The sequence below is a fragment of the Amycolatopsis sp. NPDC051903 genome, assembly GCF_044452505.1.
Lineage (GTDB): Bacteria > Actinomycetota > Actinomycetes > Mycobacteriales > Pseudonocardiaceae > Amycolatopsis.
This window is the reverse complement of record NZ_JBITBT010000001.1, coordinates 626,217-641,453: the sequence shown is the minus strand read 5'-3', so window position 1 is coordinate 641,453 and position 15,237 is coordinate 626,217. Positions and strand designations below refer to the sequence as shown.

The window sequence follows — 15,237 nt, the reverse complement described above, 5'->3', positions numbered from 1 at the left end:
GACATGACCACAGCCGAAGAGCTCGAACTGCCGGTGGCGCGCAAGTGCCCGTTCGCGCCGCCCGAGGAGTACACGCAGATCCGCGAGGAACAGCCGATCACCCGCGTGCGGATCCCCGACGGCAAACAAGCCTGGGTCGTCTCGCGGCACGAGGACGTGCGGACGGTGCTCAACGACCGCCGCTTCTCCTCGGACCGCTTCAACGAGAACTTCCCCGTGCTCGTCAAGGGCGGCAACGTGTTCCGGCGCTCGAACGCCGAGCGCACGATGATCACGATGGACGCGCCGGAGCACGGGCCCGCGCGCAAGGCCGTGCTGGGCGAGTTCACCGTCAAGCGCGTGACGGCGATGCGGCCGCGGATCCAGGAGATCGTCGACGGGCTGATCGACGACGTCCTCGCCGCCGGCCAGCCGGTGGACCTCGTGGAGATGCTGTCGCTGCCGGTGCCGTCGCTCGTGATCTGCGAACTGCTCGGCGTGCCGTACGAGGACCACGGGTTCTTCCAGGAGAACACGGCGAAGCTGCTCAAGCGCACGGTCGAGTTCGAGGAGCGGCAGGCTTCGTTCGAGCGCGTGCGCGGGTACCTCGACCGGCTCGTCACGGCCAAGGAAGCCGCGCCGGGTGACGACCTGCTCGGCCGGCAGATCGTGAAGCTGCGCGAGGAGGGCACGTACGACCACCGCGCCCTGGTGGGGTTGTCGTTCCTGTTGCTCGTCGCCGGCCACGAGACCACGGCGAACATGATTTCGCTGGGCACCGTGGGCCTGCTGGAGAACCCCGGCCAGCTCGCCGCGATCAAGGCCGACCCCGGCAAAACGCTCGACGCCGTCGAGGAACTGCTGCGCTACTTCACGATCGTCGACACGGCCACCGCGCGCGTCGCGGTGGAGGACGTCGAGATCGGCGGCGTCACCATCAAGGCGGGCGACGGCGTGCTCGCGCTCGGCTACACCGCCAACTGGGATCCGGCGGTGTTCGACGAGCCGGAGAAGCTGGACCTCACGCGCGGGGCGCGCCACCACGTCGCGTTCGGGTTCGGGCCGCACCAGTGCCTGGGCCAGAACCTCGCGCGGGCCGAACTGCAGATCGTGTTCGACACGCTGTTCCGCCGCATCCCCACGCTCAAGCTCGCCGCGGACGTCGACGACCTGCCGTTCAAGGACGACGCGTCGATCTACGGCCTGTATCGGCTGCCGGTGAGCTGGTGAGCTGGTAGACAACAGACGCTCCCACCACGAGCCAGGAAGAGGGAACCATGAAGATCATCGCGGACACCGGCAAGTGCGTCGGCGCCGGCCAGTGCGTGCTCACCGAGCCCGCCCTGTTCGACCAGAGCGAGGACGACGGCACGGTCATCGTCCTGAACGACACGCCCGAGGACGAGCTGGTGGACAAGGCGCGTGAGGCCGTGAACGTCTGCCCCAGCCAGGCGCTTTCGCTTCAGGAGTGAGTCACCGGTTCTCGGCGGTGAACAGCACGGTCGTGTAGTCGCAGGTGAACTGACCGCCGCGGGCGTCGATCACGGCGCCCACGGCGGTCAGCACCGCGGCTCGCTGTTCGTCCGAAACGCGGGTGAGGCCGCCCTGCGTGGGGAGCAGGTCGAGGTACTCGTCGCGGGTGTAGTCGTGGTGCCACTCGTAGAACTGCACCTCCGGCTCGCCGAATTCGGTTCCGGCCAGGGCTTTTTCGACCACGGGCCGGTACGCGTCCCGCGTGGGCGTCCGGTTGAACTTGATCGGGGACTCCGGCACGGCCTTGCGAAACGCTTCGCCGAACGCCGCCGCGATGTCCTCCGGCGGCACGAACAGGTGCCAGAAGAGACCGAGCAGGCCGCCGGGCCTGAGCGCTTCCGCCGCCTTCCTGGCGCCGCGCGCCGGCTCGACCCAGTGCCACGACTGACCGGCGACGACGGCGTCGAACGTGCGACCCTTCGCGTCCCACTGCTCGAACGCGGCGACCTCGACGTCGATCCCCCGGGTTCGCGCGAACTGCGCCATGCGCTCGTCGGGTTCGACACCGAGCACCGCGCAGCCCCGATCGCGCAGCTGTCGCGCGACGATGCCGGTTCCGCAGCCGACGTCGAGGACGTCCCGCCCGGCGGCCGCGAGGCGGTCGATCAGCGCGGCCGGATAACGCGGGCGCGCGCGGTCGTAGCGTTCGGCGTCGACGCCGAACGACTCGGCGGTCTGTCTCAACTGGTGCGGCTCCGGTAAAGTGGGCATGCGCCCACTCTAGTGGGCACGTGCCCACTACGCCAGGAGTTCTGTTCGTGCCGACCGGGGTCCACCTGCGCGACGTGCGCACCCAGCTGTTCGACGCCGCCGAGCGCGTGCTGCTGCGGGGCGGGCCGAGCGCCCTGACGAGCCGCGCCGTGACCGACGAGGCCGGCTGCGCGAAAGGCGTGCTGCACAAGCACTTCACCGACTTCGACGGATTCCTGGCGGAACTCGTGCTCGACCGCATCGCTCAGGTCGAGGCGCGCGCGGAGACGCTCGTCGCGGAGGCCGGCACCGGTTCGGTGGCCGACACCGTGACCGAAGTGCTCACGGAGGTGTTCTCGTCGGTGGCCGTGTCCGTCGTCGCGCTCGTCACCTTCCGCGACGAGCTGCGCGCCCGCTTGCGCGCCGCCCGCCCCGGGCCCGGCGTGCCGCTGGCGACGGACGCTGCGCGGATGCTGGCGCGCTACCTGGCCGCCGAACGCGACCTCGGCCGGTTGTCCGCCGAAGCCGACGTCGACACCCTCGCGGCCACGTTGGTCGGCACAGGTCACCTGCTCTTCGCGGACCGCTCCGGCGACACCGCCTCGCTGCGGCCCATGGTCGCGTCGGTGCTGTCCCCCGTGCTCGAGTGAGGGTGGCCGCCGGGGAAGGCGGCCACCCCGCACCTCAGAGCCGTTCGGAAGTTGCCGGGTCGAACGAGTGCGTCTCGCCTTCCCCGCGCAACGCGACCCGCACGTTGTCGCCGATCCGCGGCGGCGTGCGCCCGTCCACGCGGACCACGAACCGGTCGTCGCCCACCTTGCCGTGGATGTAGGCGTCGGCGCCGAGTTCCTCGACCAGCTCCACCACGAGCTGGAACCCGTCCTCGGCCTCGCCGACCAGCCGCAGCGATTCGGGCCGGATCCCGAAGATCACCTCCGACAGCCCGCGTGACCCCGCCTGCGAAATCACGTCCGCGGGCACCGGCACCACGAGGTCCGCGAGCTGAACGCCGCCCGGCACCAGCGGCAGCGTCGCGAGGTTCATCGCCGGTGAGCCGATGAACCCGGCCACGAACGCGTTTTCCGGCGCGTCGTAAAGGGTCCGCGGCGTGTCGCACTGCTGCAGCAGGCCGTCCTTGAGCACGGCCACCCGGTCGCCCATCGTCATGGCCTCGACCTGGTCGTGGGTGACGTAGATGGTCGTCGTGCCGAGCCGGCGCTGCAGGGCCGCGATGTTGGCGCGCGTCTCCACGCGCAGCTTCGCGTCCAAGTTGGACAGTGGTTCGTCCATCAGGAACACGCTCGGCTCCCGCACGATGGCCCGGCCCATCGCCACGCGCTGGCGCTGGCCGCCGGACAACGCGCGCGGCTTGCGTTCCAGGTACTTCGTGAGATCCAGCAGGCGAGCGGCTTCTGCCACGCGCGACGTGATCTCCGCCGACGACATCCCGCGCAGCTTCAACGCGAAGCCCATGTTGTCGGCCACGGTCATGTGCGGGTAGAGCGCGTAGGACTGGAACACCATCGCGATGTCGCGGTCCTTCGGCGGCAGCTCGGTGACGTCGCGGTCGCCGATGTGGATCGCGCCCTCGTCGATGTCCTCCAGCCCGGCGAGCATGCGCAGCGCCGTGGACTTGCCGGACCCCGACGGCCCGACGAGCACCAGGAACTCGCCGTCGGGCACCTCCATGTCGAGCTTGTCGACGGCGCGCACCCCGCCCGGGTAGACCCGAGAAGCCTGTTCGTAACGAACTCCAGCGGACATGGCTTACTTCACCGCTCCCATGGACAGGCCGCGCACGAGGTGGTTCTGCGCGAACCACCCGACGATCATCACCGGCAGCGAAGCCAGCAGCGCGGCGGCGGACAGCTGGGCCCAGTAGAGGCCTTCACTCGTGATGAAGCCGACCAGGAACACCGGCACGGTGCCGGCGCGGGCGGCCGTGAGGTTGACCGCGTAGAAGAACTCCGTCCAGGAGAAGATCACGCAGATCAGCGCGGTCGCGGCGATGCCGGGCGCGACCACCGGCATGATGATCTTGCGCAGCAGGGTCGGCAGGTTGGCGCCGTCGATGTGCGCGGCCTCGATCATCTCGCCCGGCACCTCGAGGAAGAACGAGCGCATCATCCAGATCGCGAGCGGCAGGTTCATCGACGTGTACAGGATGATCAGCGCCCACACCGTGTCCAGCAGGTCGGTGTTCTGCGAGATCACGTACAGCGGGATGATCGCCGCGACGATCGGCAGCATCTTCGTGGACAGGAAGAAGCTGAGCGCGTTCTTCGTCTTCTTCACCGGCGCCAGCGACAGCGCGTACGCGGCCGGGATGCCGAGCAGCAGCACCAGCAGCGTCGAGATGATCGTGACGAACGCCGAGTTCGCCAGGTACGGCAGGAAACCGCCCTTGAGCACGCCGGAGATCTGGTCGAACGTCGGGCTGAAGAAGAGCTTCGGCGGGTCGGTGTAGGCGTCGGACTCCTGCTTGAACGCCGTGAGGATCATCCACAGCAGCGGGAAGACGAACAGGATCGCCAGGACCCACGTGACGACGGTGAGCGTGCCCGGCCCGTAGCGGCGCTTGCGCGGACGCTGCGGCGCGTCGGCCGAAACGGTGCCGGGCGCGGTGGCGGTTGCGGTGGTCACTTCGTGCCTCCGTCCACGGAGAACGCGCGGAACATCAGGCGCAGGGCGAAGGTCGCGACGATCATCGTGATGATCACGACGACCACGCCCATCGCCGACGACTGGCCGATGTCGAAGCCCTCGAACGCGCGCTGGTAGATGTAGAACGGCAGGTTGGTGCTGGCCGTGCCCGGCCCGCCCTGCGTCATCAGGAAGATCGCGTCGAAGCTGTTCACGATGTAGATCGCGCCCAGCAGCGTCGCCAGCTGCAGGAACCGCGACAGGTGCGGCAGCGTGATGGAGTAGAACGTGCGCCAGCGGCTGGCGCCGTCGACGGAAGCCGCCTCCAGCACCTCCTTCGACTGGCTCTGCAGCCCGGCCAGCGTCAGCAGCATCATGAACGGCGTCCACTGCCAGATGATCTGCGCCATCACGGCGGCGAGCGGGAACTGCGAGAGCCAGTCGACGTCGGTGCCGAACACGAAGTGCAGCAGGCCGTACGTCGGGTCGAACATCGTGGTCTTCCACAGCAGCGCGCCGGCCGCGGGGAGGATCAGGAACGGCGTGATCAGCAGCGTGCGCACGAAGCCGCGGCCGGTGAACTTGCGGTCCAGCAGGATCGCGAGCCCGAGCCCGAGCAGCAGCGACACGAACACGCACACCACGGTGAGCACCACGGTGTTGAGCAGCGCACCGAGGAAGGTGCTGTCGGTGAACACGTCGGCGTAGTTGCGGAAGCCGACGAAGTGCGCCGACCCCGGGCGCACCAGGTTCCACGACTGGAACGAGTAGTAGATGGTGAGCAGGAACGGGATCTGCGTCACCGCGATCACGAAGATCAGCGCGGGCAGCAGCGGCAGCCGCCGCTTCCCGGCCGTGCCGGTGGCCTTCTTCGTGGTCGTCGTGCGGGTCGTGGCCGGCGCCGTGCCGGCGGGGACGGAGAGGGTGCTCATGCGGCCACCTCGCTGGTGCTCGGCGATTGCGCGGTGCTGAACGATTCGGTCGTCGGCTCACTCACGGCTGCACCTCCTGGTAGGACTTGCCGACCGTTGCCGCGTACTTCTGCGATTGCTGCAAGGCGTCGGCCACGGAGGTCTGGCCCGCGATCGCCGCGGACAACTGCTGGCTGACGCGCGTGCCGAGGTCCTGGAACTCCGGGATCCCGACGAACTGGATGCCGGGGTAGGGCACCGGGTTCACCATCGCCTTCTGCTGGTTGGCGTCGGCGATCCCGTCGAGCGTCGGCTGGGCGTAGGCCTTCGCCGCGTCGCGGTACTGCGGGATCTCGTACGTCGACTGGCGGGTGCCCGGCGGCACGCGGTTCCAGCCGTAGGTCTCGCCCACCTTCTTCGCGTACGCCTTGTCGGTCATCCAGGCCATGAACTTCCAGGCGTCGTCCTTGTCCTTGGCGACCTTCGGGATCCCGAGCGCCCAGGTGTAGAGCCAGCCGCTGGCCTGCGTCTTCTCGACGGGAGCCGGCGCGTAACCGTTCTTGCCGACGACTTTGCTGCTGGAGGGGTCCTCGGTGGTGCCGGTCATCGAAGTGGCGTCGTACCACATCGCGGCCTGGCCCTGGGCGTAGCGCGTGCCGCACTCGGAGAACCCGGCGCTGGAGGCACCGACCTCACCGTGGTCGCGCACGAGGTTCACGTAGAAGTTCGCGGCCTGCGTGAACTCGGGGCTGGTGAGCTTGGCGTTCCAGTCCTTGTCGAACCACTGCGCGCCGAACGTGTTGGCCACCGTGGTGAACGGCGCGAGGCTCTCGCCCCAGCCCGGCTTGCCGCGCAGGCAGATGCCGGACACGCCGGCCGCCTTGTCGTCGAGCTTCGCGGCGTAGCCCGCGATCTGCTGCCACGTCGGGTGCGCCGGCATGGTGATCCCGGCCTTCTGGAACAGGTCCTTGCGGTAGACGACGAAGGACGACTCTCCGTAGAAGGGCACCGCGTACATCTGGTTCTGGTACGACAGCGACTGGCGGATGCTGGGGATGAAGTCGTTCTCGTCGTAGCCCGGGGTGGCCTTCATGTGCGGTTCGAGGTTCTCGAGCCAGCCGTTGGCCGCCCACTGCGGGGCTTCGTAGTTGCTGATCATCACCACGTCGAACTCGCCGCCCTGGGTGGCGGTGGACGCGGTGATCTTCGCGCGCGCCTCGTTCTCCGGGAGGGAGACGAACTTGAGGTGCACACCCGGGTTCGCCTTCTCGAACTCACCGGAGAGCGAGATGGCGTCCTTCATCTGGGGGTTCGAGACGATCGCGATGACGAGCGTCCGCCCACCGTTGCCGAACGATCCGGCTCCGGCGCATCCCGTGACGAACAACGCTGTTGCGGCAAGGAGGCACAGGAGCTTACGCACGGCCACCTCCGGGGAGGACCTGGATCTTGAGGCCCGAGCCGCTGCGCATCTTGGCCAGCGCTTCGGGGTACTGCTCGAGCGGCAGCGTGTCGGTGATCAGCGCGTCGGTGTCGATGAAGCCGCCGGCCACGAGGTCGAGGGCCTTGCCGTAGCTGTTGAGCACGGCCATCGAGCCGACGACGGTGATCTCGTCGTTGTAGATGCGGAAGGGCGAGAGCGCCACGCGGGCCTCGGCGGGGGCGACGCCGAACACGAGCAGGCGGCCGCCGCGGCGCAGCGCGTCGAAGGCCGACTCGATGGCGGGCGCGGCGCCCGTGCAGTCGACGGCGGCGTCGTAGAGCTCACCGTCCAAAGCGGACACGTCCTCGGCGACGGCGGCGGCGCCGAGCTCGGTGGCGCGCGGCAGGCGGCTCGCGTTGCGGTCGACGACCGTCACGTGGGCGCCGGCGCGCTGCAGCAGCTGCTGCATGATCAGGCCCATCGTGCCCGCGCCGACCACGAGGAAGCGTTCGCCGGCCTCGACGCCGATGCGGCGCACGCCGTGCACGGCGCACGAGACCGGTTCCACGAGCGCGCCCTGCTCCCACGTGAGGGAGTCGGGCATCTTGTGGCAGGTGTCGGCGGGTACGGCGACGTACTCGGCGAAGGCGCCGTTGACGGTGTCGCCGGTCGCGTTCCAGTTGGCGCAGAGGTTGCCGTGGCCCGAGCGGCACGGCGTGCAGTACCCGCAGTAGATCGACGGGTCGACGGCCACGCGGTCGCCGACCTTCCACTCGGCCGGCACGTCGGCGCCGAGTTCGACGATCTCGCCAGCGAACTCGTGGCCGGGGACGATCGGGTACGGGGTCGGCGGGAAGTGCCCGTCGGCGATGTGCAGGTCGGTCCCGCAGATGCCGCAGGCGCCGACCTTCACGACCACCTGGCGCTCTCCGGGCTTCGGATCGGGAACGTCGCCGACCCGGATCTCACCGGGCCGGTCCACGATCGCGGCACGCATGCCTCATCCCCTTCCTAGGCGCTCATATGAGCAGTCTTCACATGTGGTGCGGCTAATAGGTGGAAGCATTACAGGTGTTTTCTCGGCATTTCGTCAACCTTTCGGGGCACATTGAGCGCTATAGTGCTCATATGAGCAGAGCGAAGAGGCTGCCCCGGCTGACGGAGAGCCTGGAGCTGGCCACCATGGCGCGCCGCTTCTACGTGCAGGGACGCTCGAAGCTGGAGATCGCCGGCGAGTTCGGGATCAGCCGGTTCAAGGTGGCGCGCTTGCTCGACACCGCACTGGAAACGGGCCTCGTGCGGGTCGAGTTCGACCTGCCCGCACCCATCGACGTCGAGCTGTCCGACGAGGTGCGACGCGCCTACCGGCTGGACCGTGCGCTCGTGCTCGAACGAGCGGCCGCGAAGGAGCCGAGGGAGGTCGTGCGGAAGAAGGTCGGGGCGCTCGCCGCTCACCTCCTCGAGGAGATCGCCGGCCCGGCGGACGTGATCGGGCTGTCGTGGGCCCGGTCGGTCAACGCGATGACCGAGGCCATCAGGTCACTGCCGCGCTGCCCGATCGTCCAGCTCTGCGGGGTGCAGGCCGGGATGGACATGCGCGGGCGCTCCGTCGAAACCGTGAGCCGCGTGACCTCGGTGTCCGGCGGCGACGCCTATCCGATCTTCGGCCCGCTGGTGCTGCCGGACCGGCGGACGACGGAGATCCTGCGCCACCAGCCCGGCATCGCGGAGACTTTCGGGCAGTTCGGCAAGCTGACCAAGGCCGTCGTGAGCATCGGCGCGTGGCAGCCGGGCGAGTCGACGGTGTACGACGCGCTGGACGAAGCGGAGCGCGCGGCCATCGCCGCGCGCGGGGCGGCGGCGGAGGTCGCGGCGCGGCTGTTCGACGCTTCCGGCAACGCGCTGTCGACGGGGCTGGCGCACCACGTGCTGGCGATCAGCACGGAGGAACTGCTCGCCGTGCCCGAGGTGATCGCGATCGGTTACAGCCGGCCCAAGGCGGAGGCCGTGGACGCGGTGCTGCGCTCGGGCATGGTGTCGACGCTGGTCACCGACACCGCGGCCGCGGAACCGCTGCTGGAACTGGCGGCCGCGCGCCCGTTGTCAGAGTGAGGCGTCCGCCGCGAGGACGCCGGCGAGCAGCAGGAAGCAGATCCCGGAGCCGGCGTCGACCTTGCGCTGGGTCTTCGCGCGGATGCCCGTCGCCCCGATGGCCCGGCCGACCAGCAGGTACCCGAGCCCCACGACGAGCTCGACCGCCAGGTACGCCGCACCCAGCTCCGCCAGCGCGGCGGGACTGCCGACCGTCGTGAACTGCGGCAGCAGAGCCGCGAACAGCAGCAGCGCCTTCGGATTGCTGATCGCCACGACGAACTCGTTGGCGGCCAGCGCCGCCACGCTCTTGCGCGGCGCTGCCTGCGCGGTCTGCGCGATCTCCCGGCGCGCCCGCAGAATGCTGCTGAGCCCCAGCCACAGCAGGTATACGACGCCGATCCACTTCAGCACCGTCAGCGCTTCCGCCGACGCGGCCAGCAGGGTGCCGAGGCCGGCCGCCACCAGCCCCACGAGCACCACGAACGCCCCCAGCCGCCCCGCGACCCCGACCAGCGCACCACCGACGCCGTACCGCGCGGCGTTGCGCAGCCCGAGCACCTGGTTGGCCCCGGGGATCAGCGAAACCACCACCGCCGCGGGGACGAACCCGGCCCAATCGACCACCCTGCCGCCTCCTTCACGTCCGGCGGACGGTAACCCGCGGTTGTCCGGCAGGGGTGGGGTTTGTGATGAAACTCTTCAGGATTTCCCGGGGTTCTGCACTTGATCTCCGTGCGTGGCGGTCCAGGTACCGAACGCTTCGATCGGACCGAGGAAGGTTTCGCCGAGCTCGGTGAGCGCGTAGTGGCCGTTGTGGTGCGTCACGAACCCGTACCCCGCGAGCCGGCGGACGGTCTCGGTGAGCACCTTCGCGCTGATCCCGCCGATGAGCGTGCGCAGCTCCCCGTGGCGCCTCGGGCCGTTGCGCAGGGCCCACAGGACCACCGGGTTCCACGTGTTCCCCACCAGATCGAACGCCAGCCGCGTGCGGCAGTCCGCGAGGAAGTCCATGCGTTGGTTACCTTTCGGTTCCTACGGGGTTCGTAGCGTCGAGGTCCAGGCTACGAAAGGACTTCGGCATGCGGATCGCCCTCTTCGGCACCGGCGGGATGGCACGGGCGCTGGGCTCGCACTGGACACACCACTCTCTGGCTGTCGCCGGCCGCGACCCCGGACGGACGGCCGCGCTGGCCCGGGAGCTGGGGGCGGAGGTGATGACCTGGTCTCGCGCCGCGTCTTGGGCTGACGCGGTGCTGCTCGGGATGCCGACTTCGGCACTGCCGTTGCTCCGCGGGCTTCCCCTGCACGGAACGGTGCTGATCGACTGCACGAACACCCCTGGCGGACAGCTTCCGGCTTCGTCGACGGCACCGGACGAATCAACTCTGTCGGCATCACGTCCCTCGCCGACCTCGACCAACGCCGCTTCGCCGGGAACGTGCCCGGCGCCTGGCCTTCGGTCGTCGGCACCAGGCACGCCGGGAACACCGGTGACGTCGCGGCTTCCGTCGCTCGCACCGGGCACCGCGGCCTCGGCCGGAAACCCGACGGCATCTCGGCTCTGCGTGCCGGAACCGGACGAGTCGGCTCGGCTGGGCACGGAACCCTCACCGACCTCGGCCGCTGCGGCGACCTCAGGAATCTTCCCACCACCTCGGCTTCCGTCTCTCGCCGAGAACCACTCGGCACCGTCAGGAAGCCACACAGCACTTCCGGTTCCGTCGCCCGAATCGGCCACCGCGGCGCGACCGAAAACCCCGGCGCTGGACTCGGCCGATGCGGCAACGCCGAAAACCGTTGTGGCGACCGGCCGTCCGTCGTCGGCACCGCCGGCACCGCCGGGAACGCCGGTGGCGTCGAGGCTTCCGGCGCTGGCGCCGGGTGCGTTGATCGTGAAGGCGTTCAACCTCGCGCCGGCGCAAGCGTGGCGGATGGCCCCGCCGGTGTTCGAAGGGCGGCCGCTCGGGGTGCCGCTGTGCGGTGATCCGGCGGCCGTCGAGGTGGTGGCTGAGCTGGTGCGGGACGTCGGCTGCACTCCGCTGCCCGCGGGTGACCTGGGCCGCGCCGCGTTGCTGGAGGCGACGGCCGCGTTCGCGATCGGGTTGTGGCAGGCCGGGTTCGATGCGCGGACGGCGTTCGTCTCCGGGTGATTTCAGGGTCTTCACCCGATGTGGCGCCGATTCCAGTGGATGAGAGTGGTCGCTGTGACTAGGACTTCGCCGCGGTGGCGGCAGGTGGTGGTGTGGCTGCACGTGGTTTCGTCGATCGCGTGGATGAGCCAGGCGCTGGCCCTCATGACCCTCTCGCTCGTCGCCCTCGCCGGCGACGCCGCGACGGGCGCCGCGGCGATGTCGATGTCCCGCCGGCTGGACACGACGCTGCTCGCCCCCCTGGCGAACGCCGCCGCCTTCACCGGACTGGTCCTGGCAGGCGCCACGGCCTGGGGCTTCTTCCGCCACTGGTGGGTGCTCGTGAAGTTCGGCCTGACGCTGGTGCAGCTCTACGCGGGGATCTTCGTGCTCTCCCCCGTGCTGGAATCCGCCGCCGCGACGGGCAGCACCTCGTGGCGCCTGGCCGCCGGCGCAGGCCTCATGGCGGGCGGTTTGGCTTTCCAGGCCTGGATTTCGGTCGCGAAACCGTGGTCGCGCACGCCCTGGTCCCCCACCGCGAAACCGCGCCCCGCGCCGACGTGGGTCTTCGTGGCAGCCGTGGCGGCGCCGGTGCTCGACATCTGCGTGGGGTCGGTGCTGGGTTACCCCTTGCCTGCCTTTTCGCTGATCATGCTCATCGTCCTGCTCAGCTCCCGCCGGCGGCGCCTGGCTCTCGCCTGACCCCGCCGGCGGTCCGCGCTACTCGACGTCGCCGCCGCTGTCGGGCTTCGCCTCGACGTCCCCGCCACTCGCCGGCTTGGCCTCCACGTCGCCACCACTGGCCGGCTTCGCTTCGACGTCACCGCCGCTGTTCGTCTTGTCCTCCGCCACGGTCCCCTCCTCTCCCTCAGGCCAGCCGACGATAGGCGGCCGGCCGAGGCGCCCACGCAGGGTCCGGACAACCGTCACTCAAACGGACGCGCCAGCACGGCAAATGCCGCCCGCCCAGGCGCTCCAGGCGGACCAAGGTGGCTGCTCCGCCGAGGTCGCGCAGCCATTCTCGAGCCGCGCCGGAACCGGAAGCAGCACGAACCACGAGGCGCGATGACCACCGCTCCGAACCAACCGCCTCGCCGGCACTTTCTTCCCCACGCGCTGAGCCGACAGCCGACAACCCCGCAGGCGCGAGCTGTCCGCACCATCGCCGAGGTGGACAGATCGGCCGGTTTTCGGCTTGGCCAAGGCAAACGCACACAGCCAAGCCACGGCCGGAGCACTCCGCGCCGGGGCCACGGCCGCCTTCGACCGGCCCGGCGACCTCGTCGAGAGCCTCGAAACCGCCGCCCGGCGGAACCGTCAGAGCTGGTTCACGTCCACGACCCGGACCACGGCCGACCCCGCTTCGTCGGACGCACGCAGGTCGACCTCCGCGCTGATGCCCCAGTCGTGGTCGCCGGAGGGGTCGTCGAAGATCTGGCGCACGCGCCAGACGTCGGGTTCCTGCGTGATGAGCAGCAGGGCCGGGCCGCGCGCGTCGGGGCCGGTGCCCAGGGACGGGTACTCGTCGAAGTACTCCGCCAGCGCGTCTTCCCACGCGTCGGCGTCCCAGCCGGCGCCGCCGTCGAGTTCGCCCAGGGCGTAGTAGTTCCGCCGGGCGGCGAGCTCGACGCGCCGGAACAGCTCGTTGCGCACCAGCACGCGGAAGGCGCGCTCGTTGCGCGTCACGGCGGGCGGCTCCGCCGGCGGGCGCGTCGAGACCGGGCCCTCCTCCTCGGGGTGGCGCAGGGCTTCCCACTCGTCCAGCAGACTGGAGTCGACCTGGCGGACGAGCTCGCCGAGCCACTCGATGAGGTCCTGCAGCGCCTCGGTCTTCGCCTCGTCCGGGACGGTGTGGCGCAGCGCGTCGTAGGTGTCGGCCAGGTACCGCAGCACCAGGCCCTCCGAGCGCGCGAGCTGGTAGAAGCCCACGTACTCCACGAAGTTCATCGCCCGCTCGTACATGTCGCGCACGACGGACTTGGGCCGGAGCTCGTAGTCCGCCACCCACGGGTGGCCCTGGCGGTAACTGGCGTACGCGGCGGAAAGCAGCTCTTCCAACGGCTTCGGGTACGTGACGTCTTCGAGCAGCGTCATGCGCTCCTCGTACTCGATGCCTTCGGCCTTCATCGCCTGCACGGCCTCGCCCCGGGCCTTGAACTGCTGCTGCGACAGCACGGGCCGCGGGTTGTCCACGGTGGATTCCACGATGGACACCACGTCCAGCGCGTACGAAGGCGACTCCAGGTCCAGCAGTTCCACCGCCGCCAGTGCGAATGGCGACAGCGGCTGGTTCAGCGCGAAGTCGAACTGCAGGTCGACCGTCAGCCGCACGATCCGCCCGTCCGCGTCCGGTGTGGACAGTCGTTCGACGACGCCCGCGGCGAGCAGTGCGCGGTAGATCGCGATGGCGCGCAGGATGAGTCGCCGCTGGGCGGGGCGGTCGGAGTGGTTGTCCTCCAGCAGGTGGCGCATGTGGTCGAACGCGTTGCCCGGGCGGGAGATCACGTTCAGCAGCATCGAGTGGCTGACCTGGAAGCTGGAGGTCAGCGGCTCGGGGTCGGCCGCGATCAGCCGGTCGAACGTGCTCTCCGTCCAGTTGACGAACCCCTCGGGCGCCTTCTTCCGGACGATCTTCTTCTTTTTCTTCGGATCGTCCCCGGCCTTCTCCAGTGCCTTCGCGTTCTCGACGACGTGGTCGGGCGCCTGCACCACCACGTACCCGTCGGTGTCGTACCCGGCGCGGCCCGCGCGGCCGGCGATCTGGTGGAACTCGCGCGCCTTGAGGTGGCGCTGGCGCACCCCGTCGTACTTGGTCAGCGCGGAGAACACGACCGTCCGGATCGGCACGTTGATGCCGACCCCGAGCGTGTCCGTCCCGCAGATCACCTTGAGCAGGCCCGACTGCGCGAGCGTCTCGACGAGCCGCCGGTACTTCGGCAGCATGCCGGCGTGGTGCACGCCGATGCCGTGGCGCACGAGCCGCGAGAGCGTCTTGCCGAAGCCGGCCGAGAAGCGGAAGTCGCCGATCAGGTCGGCGATGGCCTCCTTCTCGGCCTTGGTGGTGACGTTGATGCTCATCAGCGTCTGCGCGCGCTCGATGGCCGCGGCCTGGGAGAAGTGCACGACGTACACGGGCGCCTGGCCGCCGTTGAGCAGCTCGGACATCGTCTCGTGCACCGGCGTGAGCGCGTAGCGGAAGGTCAGCGGCACCGGGCGCTGCGCCGACGTCACGACGGCCGTCGACCGGCCGGTGCGGCGCGTGAGGTCCTTCTCGAAGAAGGAGACGTCGCCGAGCGTCGCGGACATCAGCACGAACTGGGCGTTCGGCAGCTCGATGAGCGGCACCTGCCACGCCCAGCCGCGGTCGGGCTCGGAGTAGAAGTGGAACTCGTCGGCCACGACCTGGCCGACGGGCGCGTCCGCACCGAACCGCAACGCGATGTTCGCCAAGATTTCCGCGGTGCAGCAGATGATCGGCGCGTCCGCGTTGACGCTGGAGTCGCCGGTCATCATGCCGACCTTGTCGGCGCCGAAGATGTCGATGAGCTGGAAGAACTTCTCCGAGACCAGCGCCTTGATGGGCGCCGTGTAGTAGCTGCGGCGACCGTGGGCGAGCGCGGTGAAGTGCGCGCCCACGGCCACGAGGCTCTTCCCGGACCCGGTCGGGGTCGACAGGATGACGTTCGCCCCCGAGACGACCTCGATCAGCGCCTCCTCCTGCGCCGGGTACAGCTGGATGCCCCGTTCGGCCGTCCAGGTGGAGAAGGCTTCGAACAGGGCGTCGGGGTCGGGATCCGCTGGCAGGAGGTCTGTGAGTGTCATCGCGGTGCCCATC

At 69.7% G+C, this 15,237-nt stretch carries 16 protein-coding genes and 1 pseudogene; 7 read left to right on the top strand and 10 right to left on the bottom strand.

Annotated elements, in window-relative coordinates; genetic code table 11:
• The first annotated feature begins 3 nt into the window (after positions 1-3).
• Both ACIA77_RS03245 and ACIA77_RS03240 read left to right on the top strand, forming a co-directional pair.
• Positions 4-1,209, top strand: a complete 1,206-nt coding sequence (locus ACIA77_RS03245) for a cytochrome P450 (protein ID WP_395884105.1) — start codon at positions 4-6, stop codon at positions 1,207-1,209.
• Positions 1,210-1,256: 47 nt separating this feature from the next.
• Positions 1,257-1,451, top strand: a complete 195-nt coding sequence (locus ACIA77_RS03240; protein ID WP_395884104.1) for a ferredoxin — start codon at positions 1,257-1,259, stop codon at positions 1,449-1,451.
• A gap of 1 nt (position 1,452) precedes the next feature.
• On the opposite strand, the gene ACIA77_RS03235 is transcribed toward ACIA77_RS03240, so the two are convergent.
• Complete coding sequence (locus ACIA77_RS03235) at positions 1,453-2,223, bottom strand: class I SAM-dependent methyltransferase (protein WP_395884103.1); 771 nt, start codon at positions 2,221-2,223, stop codon at positions 1,453-1,455.
• Between the two features lie 47 nt (positions 2,224-2,270).
• Between ACIA77_RS03235 and ACIA77_RS03230 the strand changes: the two genes are divergently transcribed.
• Positions 2,271-2,852, top strand: a complete 582-nt coding sequence (locus ACIA77_RS03230; RefSeq protein WP_395884102.1) for a TetR/AcrR family transcriptional regulator — start codon at positions 2,271-2,273, stop codon at positions 2,850-2,852.
• Between the two features lie 34 nt (positions 2,853-2,886).
• On the opposite strand, the gene ACIA77_RS03225 is transcribed toward ACIA77_RS03230, so the two are convergent.
• From ACIA77_RS03225 to ACIA77_RS03205, 5 genes are all read right to left on the bottom strand, one after another.
• Positions 2,887-3,966, bottom strand: coding sequence for an ABC transporter ATP-binding protein (locus tag ACIA77_RS03225; RefSeq protein WP_395884101.1), 1,080 nt, complete (start codon positions 3,964-3,966; stop codon positions 2,887-2,889).
• Between the two features lie 3 nt (positions 3,967-3,969).
• Positions 3,970-4,737, bottom strand: coding sequence for a carbohydrate ABC transporter permease (locus tag ACIA77_RS03220; protein WP_395884325.1), 768 nt, complete (start codon positions 4,735-4,737; stop codon positions 3,970-3,972).
• A gap of 104 nt (positions 4,738-4,841) precedes the next feature.
• The gene (locus ACIA77_RS03215; RefSeq protein ID WP_395884100.1) at positions 4,842-5,777 is read right to left on the bottom strand and encodes a carbohydrate ABC transporter permease; all 936 of its coding nucleotides are present in this window, start codon (positions 5,775-5,777) and stop codon (positions 4,842-4,844) included.
• Between the two features lie 61 nt (positions 5,778-5,838).
• A complete protein-coding gene (locus ACIA77_RS03210; RefSeq protein ID WP_395884099.1) occupies positions 5,839-7,179 on the bottom strand; it encodes an ABC transporter substrate-binding protein in 1,341 nt (446 codons plus the stop codon).
• A complete protein-coding gene (locus ACIA77_RS03205; protein ID WP_395884098.1) occupies positions 7,172-8,176 on the bottom strand; it encodes a zinc-dependent alcohol dehydrogenase family protein in 1,005 nt (334 codons plus the stop codon). Before ACIA77_RS03205 ends, ACIA77_RS03210 begins: the two co-directional genes overlap by 8 nt.
• A 131-nt stretch (positions 8,177-8,307) precedes the next feature.
• Between ACIA77_RS03205 and ACIA77_RS03200 the strand changes: the two genes are divergently transcribed.
• Positions 8,308-9,291, top strand: coding sequence for a sugar-binding transcriptional regulator (locus tag ACIA77_RS03200; protein WP_395884097.1), 984 nt, complete (start codon positions 8,308-8,310; stop codon positions 9,289-9,291).
• On the opposite strand, the gene ACIA77_RS03195 is transcribed toward ACIA77_RS03200, so the two are convergent.
• Together ACIA77_RS03195 and ACIA77_RS03190 are read right to left on the bottom strand one after the other, a co-directional pair.
• On the bottom strand, positions 9,283-9,897 hold the full coding sequence (locus ACIA77_RS03195; protein WP_395884096.1) for a LysE family translocator: 615 nt from the start codon (positions 9,895-9,897) through the stop codon (positions 9,283-9,285). The genes ACIA77_RS03200 and ACIA77_RS03195 overlap by 9 nt on opposite strands.
• 75 nt (positions 9,898-9,972) lie before the next feature.
• On the bottom strand, positions 9,973-10,284 hold the full coding sequence (locus ACIA77_RS03190; RefSeq protein WP_395884095.1) for a winged helix-turn-helix transcriptional regulator: 312 nt from the start codon (positions 10,282-10,284) through the stop codon (positions 9,973-9,975).
• 68 nt (positions 10,285-10,352) lie between these two features.
• Between ACIA77_RS03190 and ACIA77_RS03185 the strand changes: the two are divergent.
• The 3 genes and pseudogenes from ACIA77_RS03185 to ACIA77_RS03175 form a co-directional block, all read left to right on the top strand.
• Positions 10,353-10,595, top strand: a pseudogene (locus ACIA77_RS03185) (NAD(P)-binding domain-containing protein); the annotation flags it as partial.
• A 528-nt stretch (positions 10,596-11,123) separates the two neighbouring features.
• Positions 11,124-11,423, top strand: coding sequence for a hypothetical protein (locus tag ACIA77_RS03180; protein ID WP_395884337.1), 300 nt, complete (start codon positions 11,124-11,126; stop codon positions 11,421-11,423).
• 54 nt (positions 11,424-11,477) lie between these two features.
• A complete protein-coding gene (locus ACIA77_RS03175) occupies positions 11,478-12,104 on the top strand; it encodes a hypothetical protein (protein WP_395884094.1) in 627 nt (208 codons plus the stop codon).
• Positions 12,105-12,122: 18 nt separating this feature from the next.
• Here ACIA77_RS03175 and ACIA77_RS03170 read toward each other — a convergent pair whose 3' ends face one another.
• Positions 12,123-12,254 carry a hypothetical protein gene (locus ACIA77_RS03170; protein WP_395884093.1) on the bottom strand — a complete coding sequence of 44 codons (132 nt, stop codon included), beginning with the start codon at positions 12,252-12,254 and terminating at the stop codon, positions 12,123-12,125.
• A 465-nt stretch (positions 12,255-12,719) separates the two neighbouring features.
• Positions 12,720-15,224, bottom strand: coding sequence for a DEAD/DEAH box helicase (locus ACIA77_RS03165; protein ID WP_395884092.1), 2,505 nt, complete (start codon positions 15,222-15,224; stop codon positions 12,720-12,722).
• Positions 15,225-15,237: the final 13 nt, after the last annotated feature.

Coding starts and splice junctions, on each gene's coding strand:
- ACIA77_RS03245 (WP_395884105.1), top strand. CDS start 4: ATGACCACAGCCGAAGAGCTCGAACTGCCGGTGGCGCGCAAGTGCCCG.
- ACIA77_RS03240 (WP_395884104.1), top strand. CDS start 1,257: ATGAAGATCATCGCGGACACCGGCAAGTGCGTCGGCGCCGGCCAGTGC.
- ACIA77_RS03235 (WP_395884103.1), bottom strand. CDS start 2,223: ATGCCCACTTTACCGGAGCCGCACCAGTTGAGACAGACCGCCGAGTCG.
- ACIA77_RS03225 (WP_395884101.1), bottom strand. CDS start 3,966: ATGTCCGCTGGAGTTCGTTACGAACAGGCTTCTCGGGTCTACCCGGGC.
- ACIA77_RS03215 (WP_395884100.1), bottom strand. CDS start 5,777: ATGAGCACCCTCTCCGTCCCCGCCGGCACGGCGCCGGCCACGACCCGC.
- ACIA77_RS03205 (WP_395884098.1), bottom strand. CDS start 8,176: ATGCGTGCCGCGATCGTGGACCGGCCCGGTGAGATCCGGGTCGGCGAC.
- ACIA77_RS03200 (WP_395884097.1), top strand. CDS start 8,308: ATGAGCAGAGCGAAGAGGCTGCCCCGGCTGACGGAGAGCCTGGAGCTG.
- ACIA77_RS03190 (WP_395884095.1), bottom strand. CDS start 10,284: ATGGACTTCCTCGCGGACTGCCGCACGCGGCTGGCGTTCGATCTGGTG.
- ACIA77_RS03165 (WP_395884092.1), bottom strand. CDS start 15,224: ATGACACTCACAGACCTCCTGCCAGCGGATCCCGACCCCGACGCCCTG.